A 15,770-nucleotide genomic window follows, 5' to 3' on the forward strand; every position below is an offset into this window, starting at 1 on the left:
CGACCGCCGCATTCCCGGAAACCGGCGTCATGTTCAAGCCGGTAGAGTTCCGACAGGCTCAGGACGAGAGTACGCAACTGTGAGCCCCTTCCATCCTGAAGGCCTTGCGGGGCTCGGTGCCGCCTGGAAGAGCCAGTCGCCGGTCATTCGGGGTGTGGTGATGATGTGTGCCTCGACCGTCGCCTTTGCGGTCATGCACTTTTCTGTCCGGGTCGCGTCCAGCGAGCTCCACCCCTTTCAGATCGCCTTCTTTCGCAACCTGTTCGGCCTCGCCTTTCTTGTGCCCTTGCTGATCGGGCCAGGTTTTGTGCAAATGCGGACACGCCGGTTCGGCCTTCATGCGCTGCGCGGGGTCGTGAACATAGCGGCGATGTTCCTGTTCTTCACGGCATTGGCCATAACGCCGCTCGCAAAGGTCACCGCGCTTGGTTTCACGGCCCCGATCTTTACCTCGGTCCTGAGCGTCCTGATCTTCAAGGAGAAGATCAGGCTGAGAAGATGGACCGCGATCGGCCTCGGCTTCGTCGGCATGCTGATCATCCTGCGGCCGGGCCTGGCCGTCGTGGAGACCGGTTCCCTGCTGGTCATCGCCGCGGCGCTGCTGTGGTCGCTTGCTCTGATCATCGTTAAGACCTTGTCGCGCACGGAGAGCAGCGTCGCCATCGTCGCCTGGATGGGGATTTTCCTGTCGGTGTTTTCGGTCGGTCCGGCCCTTTGGGTCTGGAAGGACCCGACCCTTTGGGCTTGGGGCTGGCTGCTGTTCATCGGTTTTGCCGGATCGGTCGCCCAAGTCAGCCTGAGCCAGGCCTTGAAGGAAACGGAGCCAACCGCCGTCATGCCCTTCGATTTCCTGAAGCTGATCTGGGCGGCTCTGCTGGCGTTCTGGTTCCTGGGAGAAACTCCCGACGAGATGACATTTATCGGAGCTGCGGTGATATTCGGCTCTGGCCTTTATGTCGCACAGCGGGAACGGGCTGCGGCCAGGGCCGGCAAATAGCTGGACGGATCGCCGAATGAACCACATTCCGTCATCAAATGATCCCTTATTTGGAAGATGCGCTTTAGATAAAGTTGATCTTTATTCCAGGCAGATCAATGCCATCGAGCCGGGTGGTCCAGTGGTCACCGGGCATGATCGGTGCGGCATCGGTCAGGGTACCGGTGGTGACGATCTCTCCCGCGCTCAGCCGCGGTGCATCGCTGTCAGCTGCCAGTGTGTTCAGGAGATGACCGAGCGCTGTGAGTGGACTGTCCAGAACATCTGCGCCGCAGCCCGTAAGCCGCTTGCCGCGCGACCCCTCAAGCACCACGCGAAAGCGCGGCAATTGTTCGACAACGGATCGCGTCAGGGGCAGTCTTGGGCCGAGATAGAGCGCGCCATGCAAGCCGAAAGCGGCGGCACAGTCCGCGTCGGAAAAGCGCCAGCCGGGGAAAGACGAAAATACGACCTCAAACCCGTGTGACACCCAGTCGATGCACCCGGCAAGCTCGGTCTCGCTCATCCCTGCCCGTGGCGCGGACTTCAGGCCGAATACAATCTCGGGCTCAAGCCGCGGCTCGGGCAATTTCGGCAATCTGTGCGAGCCTTCACCGATATCATGCAGGGTCGTATCCCACACCGGCCCCCACATCGGTCCCGTGACGTCGTAGAGCGGCCAGATCGTCCGGTTCGTGAAACCGATCTTGCGGCCCACCCTCCGCTCGCCCCGGGCCTCGCGCAGTGCGGTGACCCTGTGGGCGATGGAATACGCCGATTCGGCGTCGAAAGCCGGGTCGCGATCGGTGATTGGCGCAATTTGGTTGCCCGTGTCATAGGCCTCAAGCAGTTCGGCGGCATAGGCCTCAATCGCGGCATCTTCCATCGTATCCGACATCTAAATAACTCCTCGCAGTGTCCCTGCAAGACAGTCGCCGCTCTGGCCGCCCATTACAACTGCGAGGCGACCATGCATTTGTCGCTTGAGGCTCCCGGGCCTTGACGGCACTCCATTCCAATAACCGCAAAAAGCCGCGAGTTGGACGATCACGTAGTTCAACCTACCGTCCGTTATTGCCGTTTTCCGGCTCACTAGCAGACTGTCTCCTCCTCCCGGCCCGAAGGCGGACATCAGCTACGTTTCATTTTTGAGTATTCGGCCCAGGACACAGTCCCAAGGAACAATGCGCTCAGGTCCCTAGGACCTGGATTGCGTTCAAGGTGCGACGGCCAGAGAAACCCGGATGGTTCCTGGCAGCTGAAAATTAGATGACAAACCCGCTCTGGAGTATCTGACCAATTCAGGGAATGTTTTGTTATTTCAGTTCGCCGCCTAAATCGCCGCTGCCTGCCACTAACCGTGGAGTTTTATCGCGACCCTTGCCGGAATGCGCAGGATTCCGACGCAGAAGCGGGCGAGCGACTGGCGCAGGCCCGCAATGAGACCTTCCTGCTGCGGTTCGCCGGATGTGACCGCGGCAGCCCTTAAAAACACCATTCGGCCACGACCGATACGTTTTGCAATGTCGAGATCTTCCAGCTGCGGCAAAGGCCTGTGTCCACCGAGTTTTTGGTAGAACTGGCGTGAAATCAGCAGCCCCTGATTTCCGTAAGGCATACCGAGAAGCTGGGAGCGGAACGCTGCGACGGATTCGCCAAGACGAGCACCTGGCCCGAATGCTTCGTATCGCAGTCGGAAACTGGCTGCAGTGCGGGGTCCGTTAGGTGCGTGGGCTGCTCGCTCGACAAACGCCTGTGCTTCATGGTGCCAACCGCTTTCAAGCAGCGTTTCCGGTTGCAGGAACAGCAACCAGTCGCCTCTTTTGGCGATCTCAGCACCCAGTGCGAGGCGTTCAGCCTTTGATTTCTTCAAGACCGCCCAATGACAACCGGCTGCGTCCGCAACCTGGCCAGTATTGTCCGATGAGCCTCCGTCCACGACCACGACTTCGCGCACGACGCCTTCCGCGGCTGCGGGCACCAGCGCCGAGAGGGCATGAACCAACTCGGTTTCGGAATTGTATGTCGGAATAATGACGCTAATCATGTTCCGAAGTTCTACAGGATTTTTTTTCAAAGTGCGAGTGAATGGGCTTGAGAACGCCCGGAAATTGGCTAATGTTCCTATTATGTTCTCGTTTACTCGCCAGATACGCTCATGAGCGCGCCCTTGCAATTCGCTGCAGCGCAGCATGAGGCAGACAATACCGAAGACAGCGCTCCTCGGTTGACTGAAGACAGACGAAGGGGCCGGGGCTCAGCCCTTAATAAATCCGGTCGGTTCGAACCGCTATCCTACGAAGGCTTTGATGATGGTTGGGATAGTCTTGAGGATTTGCCCCCATTGAAGACCGAGGTACAGGAAGAGCGAGCACGAACGATCATAACGCGCAATTCTTCGCCCGATCTCTCCTTTGACCGTTCGATCAACCCTTATCGCGGTTGCGAGCATGGCTGTGTCTACTGTTTTGCACGACCAAGCCACGCCTATATGGGACTGTCTCCAGGGCTGGATTTTGAAACCCGTCTCTTTGCAAAGCCCAATGCCGCACAGCTTCTAGAAAGGGAATTGTCAAAACCGGGCTACATTCCCCGCGTGATTGCCATCGGCACGAACACCGACCCTTATCAACCGCTGGAACGCGGATACAAGTTGATGCGAGAAATCCTGGAGGTTCTCGACAATTGCTCTCACCCGGTCGCGATTGTCACAAAGTCAGCCCTCGTGACCAGGGACATTGACATCCTCGCGCGTATGGCCGAGCGCAATCTGGTCAAGGTCGCGCTGTCCGTAACCACGCTGGACAAGAAACTGTGCCGTGCCATGGAACCCCGAGCGTCCGCACCACACAAACGTCTTGGCGCAATCAAAGCCCTGAACGAAGCTGGTGTCCCTGCCCTGGTTATGATGGCTCCCATCATCCCAGCTCTCACCGACAGCGAGATTGAAAGCATACTGGAAGCTGCTACCGAACATGGTGCGCAGGAAGCCGCTTATGTTCTTTTGCGGCTCCCCCTTGAAGTCTCTGAACTCTTCCGTGACTGGCTGCTTAGACATTGCCCTGATCGGTACAGGCACGTCATGAACCTCATCAGGTCAATGCGTGGCGGCAAGGACTACGATGCCAGATGGGGAGACCGCATGAGAGGACGAGGTCCCTATGCAGTTCAGATTTCCAAACGCTATTCTCTTGCCGCGAAACGTCTGGGCCTCAGCCTGCGCAGGAAGAAACTGAACCTGGACGACTTCAGACAACCTCAAAAAGGTGGTGTGCAACTGGATCTCTTTTGAGATCGCGGCTTGAAGTGATTTCTTGCAAACGGCAGGTTGATCGACATGACTGGCACCCCGTCCTTGTTCGATCTTGCTTTTCCCGATCGCCCGGATCTGTCTCTTGAGCGCAAATACGCTGCAGAATTCAACGGGCTATTGTGCGGTGTTGACGAAGCTGGACGCGGGCCATGGGCGGGACCGGTCGTCACCGCTGCAGTCGTTCTGGATTACGAGCGCGTACCGGATGGGCTGGACGATTCCAAGAAGCTCTCCGAGGCCAGACGCGAAGCATTGTATCTGGACATTGTTTCGAGCGCCTGGATTTGTGTCGCCAGCGCGTCTCCAGCGACGATTGACCGTCTCAACATCCGCACGGCGACGCTTTCCGCAATGGTTAGAGCCATCAACGGACTGCCGAAAGTCTCCAACTATGTCTTGATTGACGGCAGGGATATTCCACCCGGCCTGTCGCAACCGGGTCAGGCGTTGATCAAGGGAGATGGCCGCTGCCTTTGTGTCGCTGCTGCGTCCATTGTTGCCAAGGTTACGCGGGACCGAATGATGGTCCAGCTCGAGGATCAGTTTCCGGGATATGGCTTTGCCCAGCACAAGGGATATGGCGTGCCCAGACATCAGGAAGCTCTTGAGACACTCGGCCCGACGGTCCACCACAGGATGAGTTTCAAGCCCGTCCGGCTGGCCAAAGAGAGGTCGCGCGGTTGATGTGAAGAGCGGGCACGGCGGCCGCATAAAAAAAGCGGCCTCGAGCGGCCGCTTTTTATCTTAACTCAGAAGAACCCAAGCTTTAGTTCAGGCGCTCTTTTACCTGCGCGATGCTTTTGGTCAGGATGTCGTCGGCGACTTTGTCCTGAACTTTTGCAGTGAGGATTTCCTCGGCTGCTGCAACGGCGATGTCGGCTGCCTTGGCGCGGACTTCAGAGATTGCCTGGCTTTCTGCCTGAGCGATCTTGTCTTCAGCTGCCTTTGTGCGGCGCGCGATCATCTCTTCAAGAGCCTGGTTGGTTTCAACCGTCAGGCGCTCTGCTTCTGAATTGGCTTCAGCAATGATGGCTTCAGCCTCTCCTTCAGCTTCGTGGCGCTTGCGCTGATATTCCGACAAGAGAGCCTGAGCTTCTTCGCGCATCTTGCGTGCTTCTTCCAGTTCCTTGCGGATAGTGTCAGCGCGATCGTCAAGCGATCCGCCGATCTTGCCGGGAACCTTGAGATAGGCGATCAGAGCGAAGAAGAGAACGAGACCGACCAGGGCCCAAAATGTTGCGTCCATGATCGTCTCCTCAGTTCATCGCCGACTTCAGCGCTTTGTTCAGATCTGTTTTTGTCGGAGCCTTACCAATCAGCTGCTCAACGAGAGCTGATGTGGTGTCTCCGGCAATCTCTTCGATCTGGGACAGAGCTTCAGTCTTGATGCCGGTGATATGCGCTTCCGCCGCTTTCAGCTTTTCGCTTAGTTCGGTTTCAGCTTTTTCCCGGCGCGCATCCTGCTCGGCTTTCAGCTTGGCCCGCGTGTCATGGGCAATGCCATGAGCCTTGTTGCGAGCTTCCGTAAGCGCCTGTTCGTATGCGGCGATCGCTGCGTCGGTTTCTTCCTTCAGGCGGTTGGCCTCGGAAAGATCACCGGCGATACGGTCTTTGCGGTCTTCCAGGATCCCAGCGATCCGCGGCATCGCCACGTTCTTCATGATCCAATAGAAAATACCGAAAGTGATTGCGAGCCAGAACAACTGGGACGCAAAAGTCGTCGCATCGAACGGCGGGAAGCCCACGCCGTGTTCGCCGGCTGCTTCCGCGATGGCCGCATGGCCTTCAGTGGTCGTTTCGCCTGCCATTTCCTGTCTCCTAAATCCGGCTAGGCGGCGCTATTGGAGCGCCGCCACCGGAGTCGCATCAAATGTCGCTGCTTGAGAGCGATTAAGCGAACAGGATGAGGAAGGCGATCAGAAGGGAGAAGATGCCCAAAGCTTCCGTCACGGCGAAGCCGAAGATAAGACGGCCGAACTGGCCATCGGCAGCGGACGGGTTGCGCAGGGCGCCTGCGAGGTAGTTACCGAAGATGGTGCCGAGGCCAATACCAGCGCCGCCCATGCCCAGGCATGCGATACCCGCACCGATGTATTTTGCTGCTTCTGCTTCCATGACACGTGCTCCTAGATGTGTTTGCAGATTTCTCACGCACGGCGTTCTATCACCGTGTGATTTGGATTACCCTTAGTGTGAAGGATGAATTGCGTCGTTCAGATACATGCAGGTCAGAACGGCAAAGACGTAGGCCTGCAGGAAGGCGACAAGGAATTCCAGCGCCGTCAAAGCGACAGTCATGGCGAGCGGCAGAACCGCGCCGAAGATGCCTACAGCACCCATGGCACCAAGACTGACGACGAAGCCGGAGAAAACCTTCAATGTGATGTGCCCAGCGAGCATGTTCGCAAACAAACGAACGGAAAGACTGATCGGGCGGGACAGGAACGAGATAACCTCGATCATTGTCACCAGCGGGATCAGTGCGCCAGGAACACCACTCGGGACGAAAAGTTTCAGGAATTTCATCCCGTGCCGCATAAAGCCGTAAAAAATCACGGTCAAAATCACCAGCATCGCCAAGGCGAAGGTGACAATGATGTGGCTTGTGATGGTGAAGAAGTACGGGAACATCCCGAAGAGGTTGGCGACGAGAACGAACATAAAGAGCGAGAACACAAGCGGGAAGAATCGCATCCCGTCGGTCCCTGTCGCGTCTCGAAGCGTTCCCGCTATGAATTCATACATCATTTCCGAGACCGACTGCACCCGGGTCGGCACCAGGCCGCGACCACTGGTCGAGAAGATCAGAAATGCAGATGTCGCTGCCACGGTCAAAACCATGAACAACGAAGAATTGGTGAAAGAGAAATCCATGCCTCCGACTTCAATCGGAAAGATTTTCTGGATTTGGAACTGATGGATCGGATCGTTCGCCACCGGCCAGCCTTCTTCGCTCGTTCATTATCACAGCGCCGGAAAGGCGCGACAAAATCTAGTCCGGTCTGTTCTTGTGAACGTCTTCTTTGCTGGTGCCCTTAGACCCTGGCTGCTCGACAACACCGGCCGAGCGCAGAACATTCAAAACACCGGCTGCAAAGCCCAACAGAAGGAACACAATCAGCCCCAGAGGCGCTGTTCCTAGCCATTGGTCGGCCACCCAACCGATCCCGGCCCCCACCAACACACCTGCAATGAACTCCGAAGACAGTTTCATCGCCTGTGCGTATCCGGATGAGTTGCTCTGTGACTTGCGCGCGGCTTTTTCTTCCTCGACACGCCGGTCATCAAGCATCCGGTTCAATTGAGCCCGCCGTTCCGACAGACCCGCTTCCGGTGCGTCGCCGTTCTGATCTTCGTCACCGCCGTTTTGCGAAGACATGCTGTTAAGTCCTCACCACGCCGACATGTCAGATACAACAACGGGAGAGCCCCGTAAGCCGCGCGCACCATAGTCGGCACCTCATGCCGTGTCAAGAAGCCATCAATATTCCTTATCTAATTGAAAAATATTATCTTTTTGTGGTCACATCAAATTACCCAGACCTAAGTTGCATGCTGATCCTGCGGCAGTGCGCACCAAATGCGTTTCAGGGGCGATTTCAACGCCGAATGAATCATTTGGTGTGGCTCAGACATGCACTAGATCGCGGAACCGCCACGAATTGATGCGATGCGGTATCGAGGGGTCTGAAGACGGGCAGGCGATTGAGAAACCGCGCGGACGAACAGACCTTTTGTCGCCAAGGCCTTAGCCGGTTTCGCGAAACCTTTCGGCTGTCTCCAGATCGACGGATACCAGTTGCGACACCCCTCTTTCGGCCATGGTTACGCCGAACAGCCTGTTCATGCGGGCCATGGTGATCGGGTTATGGGTGATCACAACAAATCGGGTTTCCGTGCTTGCGCACATTTCGTCCAGAAGATCGCAGTAACGCTCGACATTGGCGTCATCGAGGGGTGCATCAACCTCGTCTAGAACACAAATCGGAGCCGGATTGGTCAGGAAAACAGCGAAAATCAGCGACATAGCAGTCAACGCCTGCTCACCACCAGACAACAAGGTCATCGTCTGAGGCTTCTTGCCCGGCGGACGGGCAACGATTTCCAATCCGGCTTCGAGCGGATCATCGCTGTCCACGAGCTGAAGTTCTGCGGTACCCCCACCAAAAAGATGCGTGAATAGTCGCTGGAAATGGCCGTTGACAACTTCAAAAGAAGCAAGCAGACGTTCGCGCGCCTCCCGATTGAGGTTGGATATGCCGGTGCGCAAACGGCGAATCGCTTCTATCAGGTCGTCCCGTTCCGATGTCAGAGTGGTTTTCTGTTCGTCGATTTCCTTGAGTTCTTCTTCCGCCCGGAGATTGACCCCTCCCAAACGCTCTCGCTCGGTTTTCAACCGCTCCAGTTTGCGTTCCATCGCTTCGGGATCCGGCAAGGGAGCTCCGTCTTTCAAGCCTGCGATTTCCGGCAGCGCCGCAACCGTCACTTCAAGATCTTCGTCGATCCTGCGTTCAAGATTGCCTTTGCGTTCGCGCGCTGCATCCAATCGTTCCTCGGCGCGGATTTTTTCTTCCCGCGCTCCGGCCATCGCCTCCATCGCAGCCTTTGCTGCACGATCGACATCCGATAGATCAAGCTCAGCCTGGGAAAGGCGATCATCCTTTTCCTTCTTGATTTCTTCCGCATTGGCAATTGCGGAAAACAATTCGCGACGCTTGAGTTCGATATCCTCGGGCGCTTCGATTAGCTCTGCCCGCTCTTCTTCCGCCTCTGCACGCCGTTCGGTCAGAGTGGAAATTTGCTGCGCGGCATTGGCGGCCCGGGTTTTCCAACCATCATATTCCCGGGCGATCGACTCCAGACGCCTGTCGCGCATTTGCTGTTCGCGTGTCAGCCCTTCAGAAACGGCACGCGCCTCCGCCAATACACCTCGAGCAGCACCGACCTTTGCTTGCAGCTCTTCTATGCGATCTCGATAGCTCGAGCTTTCAGGTGCGGCCTCATACCGTTCTTCGGCCTCCAGAGCCTGCTCGCGCGCGATCTCGGCTTCCTCGCCAAGGCGTTCGGTTCGCTCTTGGGCAGCTTCCCGCCTGGCCAAAAGCTGCGACGTGGCCCGTTCTGCCGCGCCCAAGGCTTCTCTCGCTGAGGCTGCAACGCGCTGTCCATCCCGAACTTTGCCTTTCGCAGCCTGTTCAAGCTCTACGGTCTTGCGAATCGCATTTACAGCTTCTTCCAGTGCTTCTTGATGCTTCCCGACCAGACGCCTTGCAGCGTCGATCTCGTCCGCCAGTTCCGCGAGGCGGTTTTTCTGCGCAAGTCGTTGTGCGGCCGGTGTCGGGGCATTGGCTGCAATGACAAACCCATCCCAGCGCCAGAGATCCCCTTCTGCGGAAACCAGCCGTTGCCCGGGCTTAAGCGCAGCTCGCAGCCGCAACCCCTCTTCCTGAGAGACAATGCCTATCTGCGCCAGGCGGCGGCTTAACTCAACCGGAGCAACAACAACTGCCGACAATGGCCGTACGCCTTCAGGCAGTGACGGGTCGTCTTCGCCAGGTAGCGCCTGGCCCCATTTGACCGCAGCCGCATCTTCGAGCGTCGCGTCGAGGTCCTCACCAAGTGCAGCGCCGAGCGCAGTTTCAAACCCCTGTTCAACCTGGATCTGTTCAACAACGGGTGTGTGATCCTGTTCGGAATGAACATTCAGAACCTGCTCAAGAGTGCGTGCTTCCGTTTCGAGCCCCTGCAGCAATTGTTGCGCCTCGCTCAAGGGGCCACGTGCGGCCTGTTCGCTCTCACGGGCTTCCCGGGTGGACGCTTCAGCCTCTTCAACCGCCGCTTCGGCTTCGGCCAGTGCTTCTTCTGCGAGTTCTAGCGCCTCGCGATTTTCTGCAACTCCGTCCTGCTCGGCCATTTGAGCATCGAGTTCTTGCAGTGTTTGTTGCGCGTCCTGCGCTTGGGCAAGCAAGCGATCGGCGCGCTGGCGGCTGTCCGCGACAGCTCTTTCCAGCTGTTGCCGCTCTGCGCGCGCGCGCGCCTCTGTGGCCGTCAGGTCTGACAGTGTCGCCTCGAGCTCATGAACGGAACTTTCAGCCTCGGCAACCTTCTCGCGCGCGGTTTCCGTGCGCTCCTGCACCAGCTCGTTTTCTTCAAGAAGCTCCGCTCTTTCTTCACCCAGACGCTCAAGCACTTCGTCGTTCTCGGAGACCATGGTCTGTTCACGGCGGATGTCCTCTGCCAGCTGGACCAACCTGCGTTCGAGATCCTGCAGACGCTCTTTAACCCGCCGCTCTTCTGCATCCAGTTCGTTCCGTGCAAGCACAAGACGCTGAAGGGCAGCTCCGGCCTTGGCGGCATCGTCTCTGAGTTCCGGAAGTTTATGTGCAGCTATTGCCTGAACGCGGGCGCTCTCAGCCTGGAGACCTGTAGCCTCGTTGACCTGTTTCTGCGCTTCGGCGAAATGACTTTCGGCCGTTGCAAGAGCATCGCGGGATTGGGTCCATCGAATATAGAGAATCGAGGCTTCAGCAGACCTGATTTCAGAAGAAAGGTTGCGGTACCTGGTCGCCTGGCGTGATTGTCGGCGCAGGTTGTCAAGCTGCCCATCGATCTGCACCAGGACGTCCTCAAGCCGTTCAAGGTTCTGTTCCGCCGCTCTTAAACGGATCTCGGCTTCATGTCTGCGCGAATGAAGCCCCGATATGCCCGCTGCTTCCTCCAGGATCTGACGACGAGATGTCGGCTTGGCGGCAATCAGTTCGCCAATCTGTCCCTGACGAACCATTGCCGGGGACCGTGCCCCCGTGGAGGCATCGGCAAACAGCAGCTGCACGTCACGAGCACGGACATCCTTTGCGTTGATCTTGTAGTTGGAACCTTGCTCGCGTTCGATCCGCCGGCTGACTTCAAGCAGGTCTGCGTCGTTGAAAGCCGTCGGTGCCGTGCGGTCCGGATTGTCCAGAAACAGAGTGACTTCGGCGGTGTTACGTGCAGGCCTGTTCAAACTTCCCGAGAAGATAACGTCGTCCATTCCGGACGCCCGCATGTTCTTGTAGGAGTTCTCGCCCATCACCCAGCGGAGAGCCTCCACCAGATTGGACTTGCCGCAGCCATTGGGCCCAACCACACCGGTCAGGCCATTCCCGATGATGAATTCCATCGGTTCAACGAAGGACTTGAAGCCTACGATACGGAGTTTCGAAAACTTCATCGGCGCCAACACTCCCAAGGAGTGAGCGCCGATGAGAACAGGATTGGATCAAGGCAGGCTTGCACCTCCGGCTGTTTAAAAGCCGGATTAGAGATTTTCCTCGATAAGTTTGCCCATCTCTTCAATCGACAGTGCCCCGGACACTCTTTCGCCATTGATGAAGAACGTTGGCGTGGAGTTTACACCGAACTCGTTGGCACCACGGTCTTTCACAGCGTTAACTGCGTCAAGCAAGCCCTGGTTTGTCAAGCATTCCTCAAAGGACTCTTGTGTAAATCCGATCTGTTTCGAAAAATCGAGCATGGATTGGTACGGATTGTCGGTGAATGCCCATGATCTCTGGTTTTCAAACAGGGTATCCACAATCTCGAAGTATTTGTCCTGAGGCGCGCAACGCGCCAGCATGAAGGCGGCGGCAGCGACCGGATCCAGCGGGAATTCACGGAACACAAACCGGACTTTTCCAGTCTCGATGTATTCCTTTTTCAGATCCGGCCAGGTGCGCTTGTGGAAACTTGCACAGTGACCACAAGTCATGGACGCATATTCGATGATGGTCACCGGTGCGTTTTCGTCACCCAGCGCTTTTTCACCCAATGGACCGGGTTTCATGAGCTCGTCCACGTTGACGGACTGGGCAAGGGCAGGAAGACTGCCGGCCAGGCCGAATGCGGCTGTCGCCAAGGCAGTGGTTTTTAGAAACTGTCTACGGTTCTGGGTCACGAACATTGTCCTGTCAAAAGTCAAAGCGGCACTCGCAAGTGCCCGTTCCAACGTCTCATGTGCCCCTTCGGACACGCCGCGTCAACAAGGCTTATCAAATGTGGCAAGAGAGAGGACGTAACAAGCGCTTGCATCACGGTGTTGTTATCGCAGATCGCCGCGAAATGCAGGTTTTTGCCTATTCTAGGGAGAGACGTTTTAAGCGGCCTTGTCCGGATTGCGGGCGATAACCTGAGCACCGAGTTTCTTGAGAGCCTGTCGCAAACGGTCGTTTTCAACACCTTCAAGACTCTCTTCCAGGCGCTTTTCCTCCGATTGCGTCAGTTCGCGCAGTCGCTTGGGCTGTTTTTGCAGTCTCGTTTGAACCGGTCTTTGCAAGATCTTGAGGCGACCGACGGCTGCCCAGCCATAGAAGGTGTTGATGCGCTCGATCACTTGCGCGCTGTCATGGGAAAGCATCAGCGCAGTCGCCCCATCCGTGTGAACGACAAGTGTTGCCGGTTCCGGCGGTCGGTCGGGGTCACTGAGGTCCGGCCTTCTCGGCCAGATCAGGCGATCAGGCTGAACCCTACCGCCGTAGCGTTCTCCGACGATGTCTGCCCAGGCTGCCACGATGTCGACAGAGGCAAACCCTCGCTTCCTGCAGGCAGGCGTCATCGCCTTGCCGACAAGATCGGCAAGCGGTTTCGCCCCTTTGGGCGTGTGGTGAGCGTTTGCCTTTACCACGCGAATGACATACCTCCTCACCAAACTGATGAAATCAGATTTCAATACTCAGCTTGGGGCCTGGGATGAAGTGTTCCAATAGAATACGACAAAATGACGACGAATACTTGGTGCAATCCAATTCACTGATGATTACCAGCAAAGTTGTCCCCAGGCTTTCCATAGGTTCAATCCGTGAAACTGCCTTGAGAACCCAAGTGATATCATGACATCTGCTTCTGCCGCTTCAACCTTGCTTGACTGGTACGATCGCCATGCGCGGCGCCTTCCCTGGAGAGTTTCACCGCAGGACCGAGCCGTTGGTGAAGTTCCGGATCCCTATCGCGTCTGGTTGTCGGAAATCATGCTGCAGCAAACAACAGTTGCGGCCGTGAAGGACTATTTCGAGAAGTTCGTCAAAACCTGGCCGACCATCAAGCACCTCGCTGCTGCAAGCGAGGAAGATGTAATGAAAGCCTGGGCAGGGCTCGGCTACTATTCCCGTGCCCGCAACCTCAAAAAATGCGCAAACACTGTCGCCGACCAGTTGGATGGGCGATTTCCCGAGACCGAAGCGGAACTTCTAAAATTGCCAGGGATCGGGCCCTACACTGCAGCGGCCATAGCAACCATTGCCTTTGACAGTCATGCGGCTGTTGTCGACGGCAACGTTGAGCGCGTCATAACAAGGCTGGACCAGATCGAAACGCCGTTGCCCGATGCCAAACCTCTTGTAAAAGCCCGTATGGGCGAGTTGACCCCGAATGTGCGCCCAGGTGACTTTGCGCAGGCGGTTATGGATCTCGGTGCCACCATCTGTACGCCGAGGCGGCCAGCTTGCGCGCTTTGCCCCTGGACTTCCAACTGCAAGGTCCAGGGAACCGAAATTGCTGAAACACTGCCGCGAAAGGCTCCCAAGAAGCAGAAACCAACCCGGATTGGCGCGGCATTTGTTGCCGTAAATGCCGGCAACGGCGCTGTGTTATTGCGTCGGCGGCCTCCAAGCGGCCTGCTTGGCGGTATGACAGAAGTGCCCGGAACCCATTGGGCTGAGCAGTTTGATGTTGAAACATCCCTGGAAGATGCCCCCTTCCCTGCGAACTGGAAAAAGCGGCCATCCGAAGTCAAACACACTTTCACTCATTTTCATTTGCGACTCACGATTTTCAGGGCCGACCTTTCCGGTGACACATTGCCAAAACTTGAGGACAGTTGGTGGTCTGAACCTGATGCGCTTGAAAGCGAAGCGCTCCCAACGGTTATGCGTAAGGTGCTGGTATCAGCCCTTTCCTAGTTCTGAGACGCCAACGCGTTTGTGGACAGCCGCACACAATGACCTCGCCATGGCAGACGCTTTCAGGCTCCATCGCCTGGCAATTCCAACAGATCTACAACCGAACCGAGAACGACCACGTTTTACGACCGCTTCTGGATCAACCAAAAATCCGGATAAATTCAGCCCGATTTTTTCCTCATCCAAATCGAACGGGCCGTCGTAACAGGAGCGACACAGAATTCAACCAAGCACCTGAAAATCCTCGGGAAACGTCCTTTCCGGGAACAGGCTAGCTGTGTCTTTGTGAAACCAAGGGAGTGCGTCATGAAATTCGTTCAGAAACTGGTCTTTGCCCTACTTCTCGTCCTGCCGTTGTCAGCTGCCAAAGCCGGCCAGAAAGATATTGTTGACACCGCAGTCGGAGCCGGATCCTTCGGTACACTGGTTGCCGCCGTTCAAGCTGCCGGTCTCGTCGACACATTGAAGGGCGAAGGTCCATTTACTGTCTTCGCTCCGACCGATGAAGCTTTTGCCAAACTGCCTGAAGGCACAGTTGAGAACCTGCTCAAGCCGGAAAACAAAGATCAGCTCGTTGCAATCCTCACCTACCACGTTGTCCCGGGCAAAGTGATGTCATCGGATATCGCCGGCAAGAAGGCAGAAGTTGCTTCCGTGGAAGGCAGCAAGATCTCCGTTGACGCAACCGACGGCGTGAAAGTCGACAATGCCAGCGTCGTGACTGCCGACATCGAAACGTCCAATGGCGTCATCCATGTCATCGACACGGTTATCATCCCGAAGTCGTAATCCACTCGAAAGATCCAAGTGAAAACAGGCGCGGTCTTGTCTGAAGACCGCGCTTTTTTTGATCTGCAGCGGTGCGAGGTGTTTGTCTCACTTTACCGGAGGCGCAATTCCACTCATAAACCGGAGTGCGTCAATTTATTCCGATTTCAGGCTTTGATTGTCTGGACACGCACCCTAGAATAATTCTAAAGTGCGATCAGATTCAACTACAGGAGGCATCCCATGAAGGGAAATGAGAAGGTCATCGAGCGTTTGAATGAGGCTCTCTTTCTGGAGCTCGGCGCGATCAATCAATATTGGCTGCATTACCGCCTCCTCGCCGATTGGGGATTTGCGAGACTGGCCAAAAAAGAGCGTGAAGAAAGCATTGAGGAAATGCAGCACGCCGACAAAATCACGGATCGCATTATTTTCCTCGAGGGCCATCCGAACATGCAGAAGGTCGCACCTCTGCGGATCGGACAGAATATCAAGGAAGTCCTGGAATCCGATCTGGCGGGTGAATACGACGCTCGCACTTCCTATTCCAAGTCCCGCGACATTTGCCGCGACGAAGGCGACTATGTCTCCATGCAGCTGTTTGAAGAACTTCTTGCAGACGAAGAAGGACACATCGACTTCCTGGAAACACAGTTGGACCTTTTGGAAAAAATCGGTATCGAGCGCTATGGCATGTTGAATGCCGTTCCTGCGGACGAGGCCGAATAAACAAAATTCTGGCCACGCGTTGATGACGCGTGGCCTTTTTGTCCTTTAGTTAGGC

Annotated in this window: 16 protein-coding genes; 6 read left to right on the plus strand and 10 right to left on the minus strand. The window is 56.4% G+C overall.

All coding sequences use genetic code 11. The features are described from left to right. Positions 1–79 precede the first annotated feature (79 nt). On the plus strand, positions 80–997 hold the full coding sequence (locus K1718_RS22485; RefSeq protein WP_265680774.1) for a DMT family transporter: 918 nt from the start codon (positions 80–82) through the stop codon (positions 995–997). A 64-nt stretch (positions 998–1,061) separates the two neighbouring features. Here the strand turns inward: K1718_RS22485 and K1718_RS22490 are convergent, their stop codons facing one another. Further along, the gene (locus K1718_RS22490; protein WP_265680773.1) at positions 1,062–1,874 is read right to left on the minus strand and encodes a 2-keto-4-pentenoate hydratase; all 813 of its coding nucleotides are present in this window, start codon (positions 1,872–1,874) and stop codon (positions 1,062–1,064) included. Positions 1,875–2,330: 456 nt separating this feature from the next. Then, positions 2,331–3,023 (minus strand): glycosyltransferase, encoded by a 693-nt coding sequence (locus K1718_RS22495; RefSeq protein ID WP_265680772.1) that lies wholly within the window; start codon positions 3,021–3,023, stop codon positions 2,331–2,333. A gap of 111 nt (positions 3,024–3,134) precedes the next feature. Here K1718_RS22495 and K1718_RS22500 point away from each other — a divergent pair, with 111 nt between their 5' ends. Together K1718_RS22500 and K1718_RS22505 are read left to right on the plus strand one after the other, a co-directional pair. Next, positions 3,135–4,268, plus strand: a complete 1,134-nt coding sequence (locus K1718_RS22500; protein ID WP_265680771.1) for a PA0069 family radical SAM protein — start codon at positions 3,135–3,137, stop codon at positions 4,266–4,268. Between the two features lie 45 nt (positions 4,269–4,313). Next, on the plus strand, positions 4,314–4,973 hold the full coding sequence (locus tag K1718_RS22505; protein ID WP_265680770.1) for a ribonuclease HII: 660 nt from the start codon (positions 4,314–4,316) through the stop codon (positions 4,971–4,973). A gap of 82 nt (positions 4,974–5,055) precedes the next feature. Here the strand turns inward: K1718_RS22505 and K1718_RS22510 are convergent, their stop codons facing one another. The 8 genes from K1718_RS22510 to K1718_RS22545 form a co-directional block, all read right to left on the minus strand. Beyond that, a complete protein-coding gene (locus tag K1718_RS22510; RefSeq protein WP_265680769.1) occupies positions 5,056–5,535 on the minus strand; it encodes a F0F1 ATP synthase subunit B in 480 nt (159 codons plus the stop codon). A gap of 10 nt (positions 5,536–5,545) precedes the next feature. Next, complete coding sequence (locus tag K1718_RS22515; protein ID WP_265680768.1) at positions 5,546–6,097, minus strand: F0F1 ATP synthase subunit B; 552 nt, start codon at positions 6,095–6,097, stop codon at positions 5,546–5,548. Positions 6,098–6,179: 82 nt separating this feature from the next. Then, a complete protein-coding gene (locus K1718_RS22520) occupies positions 6,180–6,404 on the minus strand; it encodes a F0F1 ATP synthase subunit C (RefSeq protein WP_055111220.1) in 225 nt (74 codons plus the stop codon). Between the two features lie 72 nt (positions 6,405–6,476). Then, a complete protein-coding gene (locus K1718_RS22525; RefSeq protein WP_152503077.1) occupies positions 6,477–7,226 on the minus strand; it encodes a F0F1 ATP synthase subunit A in 750 nt (249 codons plus the stop codon). Between the two features lie 55 nt (positions 7,227–7,281). Next, entirely contained in the window at positions 7,282–7,668 is a 387-nt protein-coding gene (locus tag K1718_RS22530) for an AtpZ/AtpI family protein (protein ID WP_152503078.1), read from the minus strand. A gap of 369 nt (positions 7,669–8,037) precedes the next feature. Beyond that, positions 8,038–11,496, minus strand: a complete 3,459-nt coding sequence (gene smc, locus K1718_RS22535) for a chromosome segregation protein SMC (RefSeq protein WP_265680767.1) — start codon at positions 11,494–11,496, stop codon at positions 8,038–8,040. Positions 11,497–11,583: 87 nt separating this feature from the next. Then, the gene (locus K1718_RS22540; RefSeq protein WP_152503080.1) at positions 11,584–12,219 is read right to left on the minus strand and encodes a thioredoxin domain-containing protein; all 636 of its coding nucleotides are present in this window, start codon (positions 12,217–12,219) and stop codon (positions 11,584–11,586) included. Positions 12,220–12,417: 198 nt separating this feature from the next. Next, positions 12,418–12,945 carry a DUF721 domain-containing protein gene (locus K1718_RS22545; protein WP_209006682.1) on the minus strand — a complete coding sequence of 176 codons (528 nt, stop codon included), beginning with the start codon at positions 12,943–12,945 and terminating at the stop codon, positions 12,418–12,420. Positions 12,946–13,150: 205 nt separating this feature from the next. On the opposite strand from K1718_RS22545, the gene mutY reads away from it, so the two are divergent. From mutY to bfr, 3 genes are all read left to right on the plus strand, one after another. After that, the gene (gene mutY, locus K1718_RS22550; RefSeq protein WP_265680766.1) at positions 13,151–14,218 is read left to right on the plus strand and encodes an A/G-specific adenine glycosylase; all 1,068 of its coding nucleotides are present in this window, start codon (positions 13,151–13,153) and stop codon (positions 14,216–14,218) included. 306 nt (positions 14,219–14,524) lie between these two features. After that, positions 14,525–15,007, plus strand: coding sequence for a fasciclin domain-containing protein (locus K1718_RS22555; RefSeq protein ID WP_152503082.1), 483 nt, complete (start codon positions 14,525–14,527; stop codon positions 15,005–15,007). 222 nt (positions 15,008–15,229) lie between these two features. After that, the gene (gene bfr / locus K1718_RS22560; RefSeq protein WP_152503083.1) at positions 15,230–15,715 is read left to right on the plus strand and encodes a bacterioferritin; all 486 of its coding nucleotides are present in this window, start codon (positions 15,230–15,232) and stop codon (positions 15,713–15,715) included. Positions 15,716–15,770 lie beyond the last annotated feature (55 nt).

It is taken from the genome of Roseibium porphyridii (assembly GCF_026191725.2).
Classification (GTDB): Bacteria; Pseudomonadota; Alphaproteobacteria; order Rhizobiales; family Stappiaceae; genus Roseibium; species Roseibium porphyridii.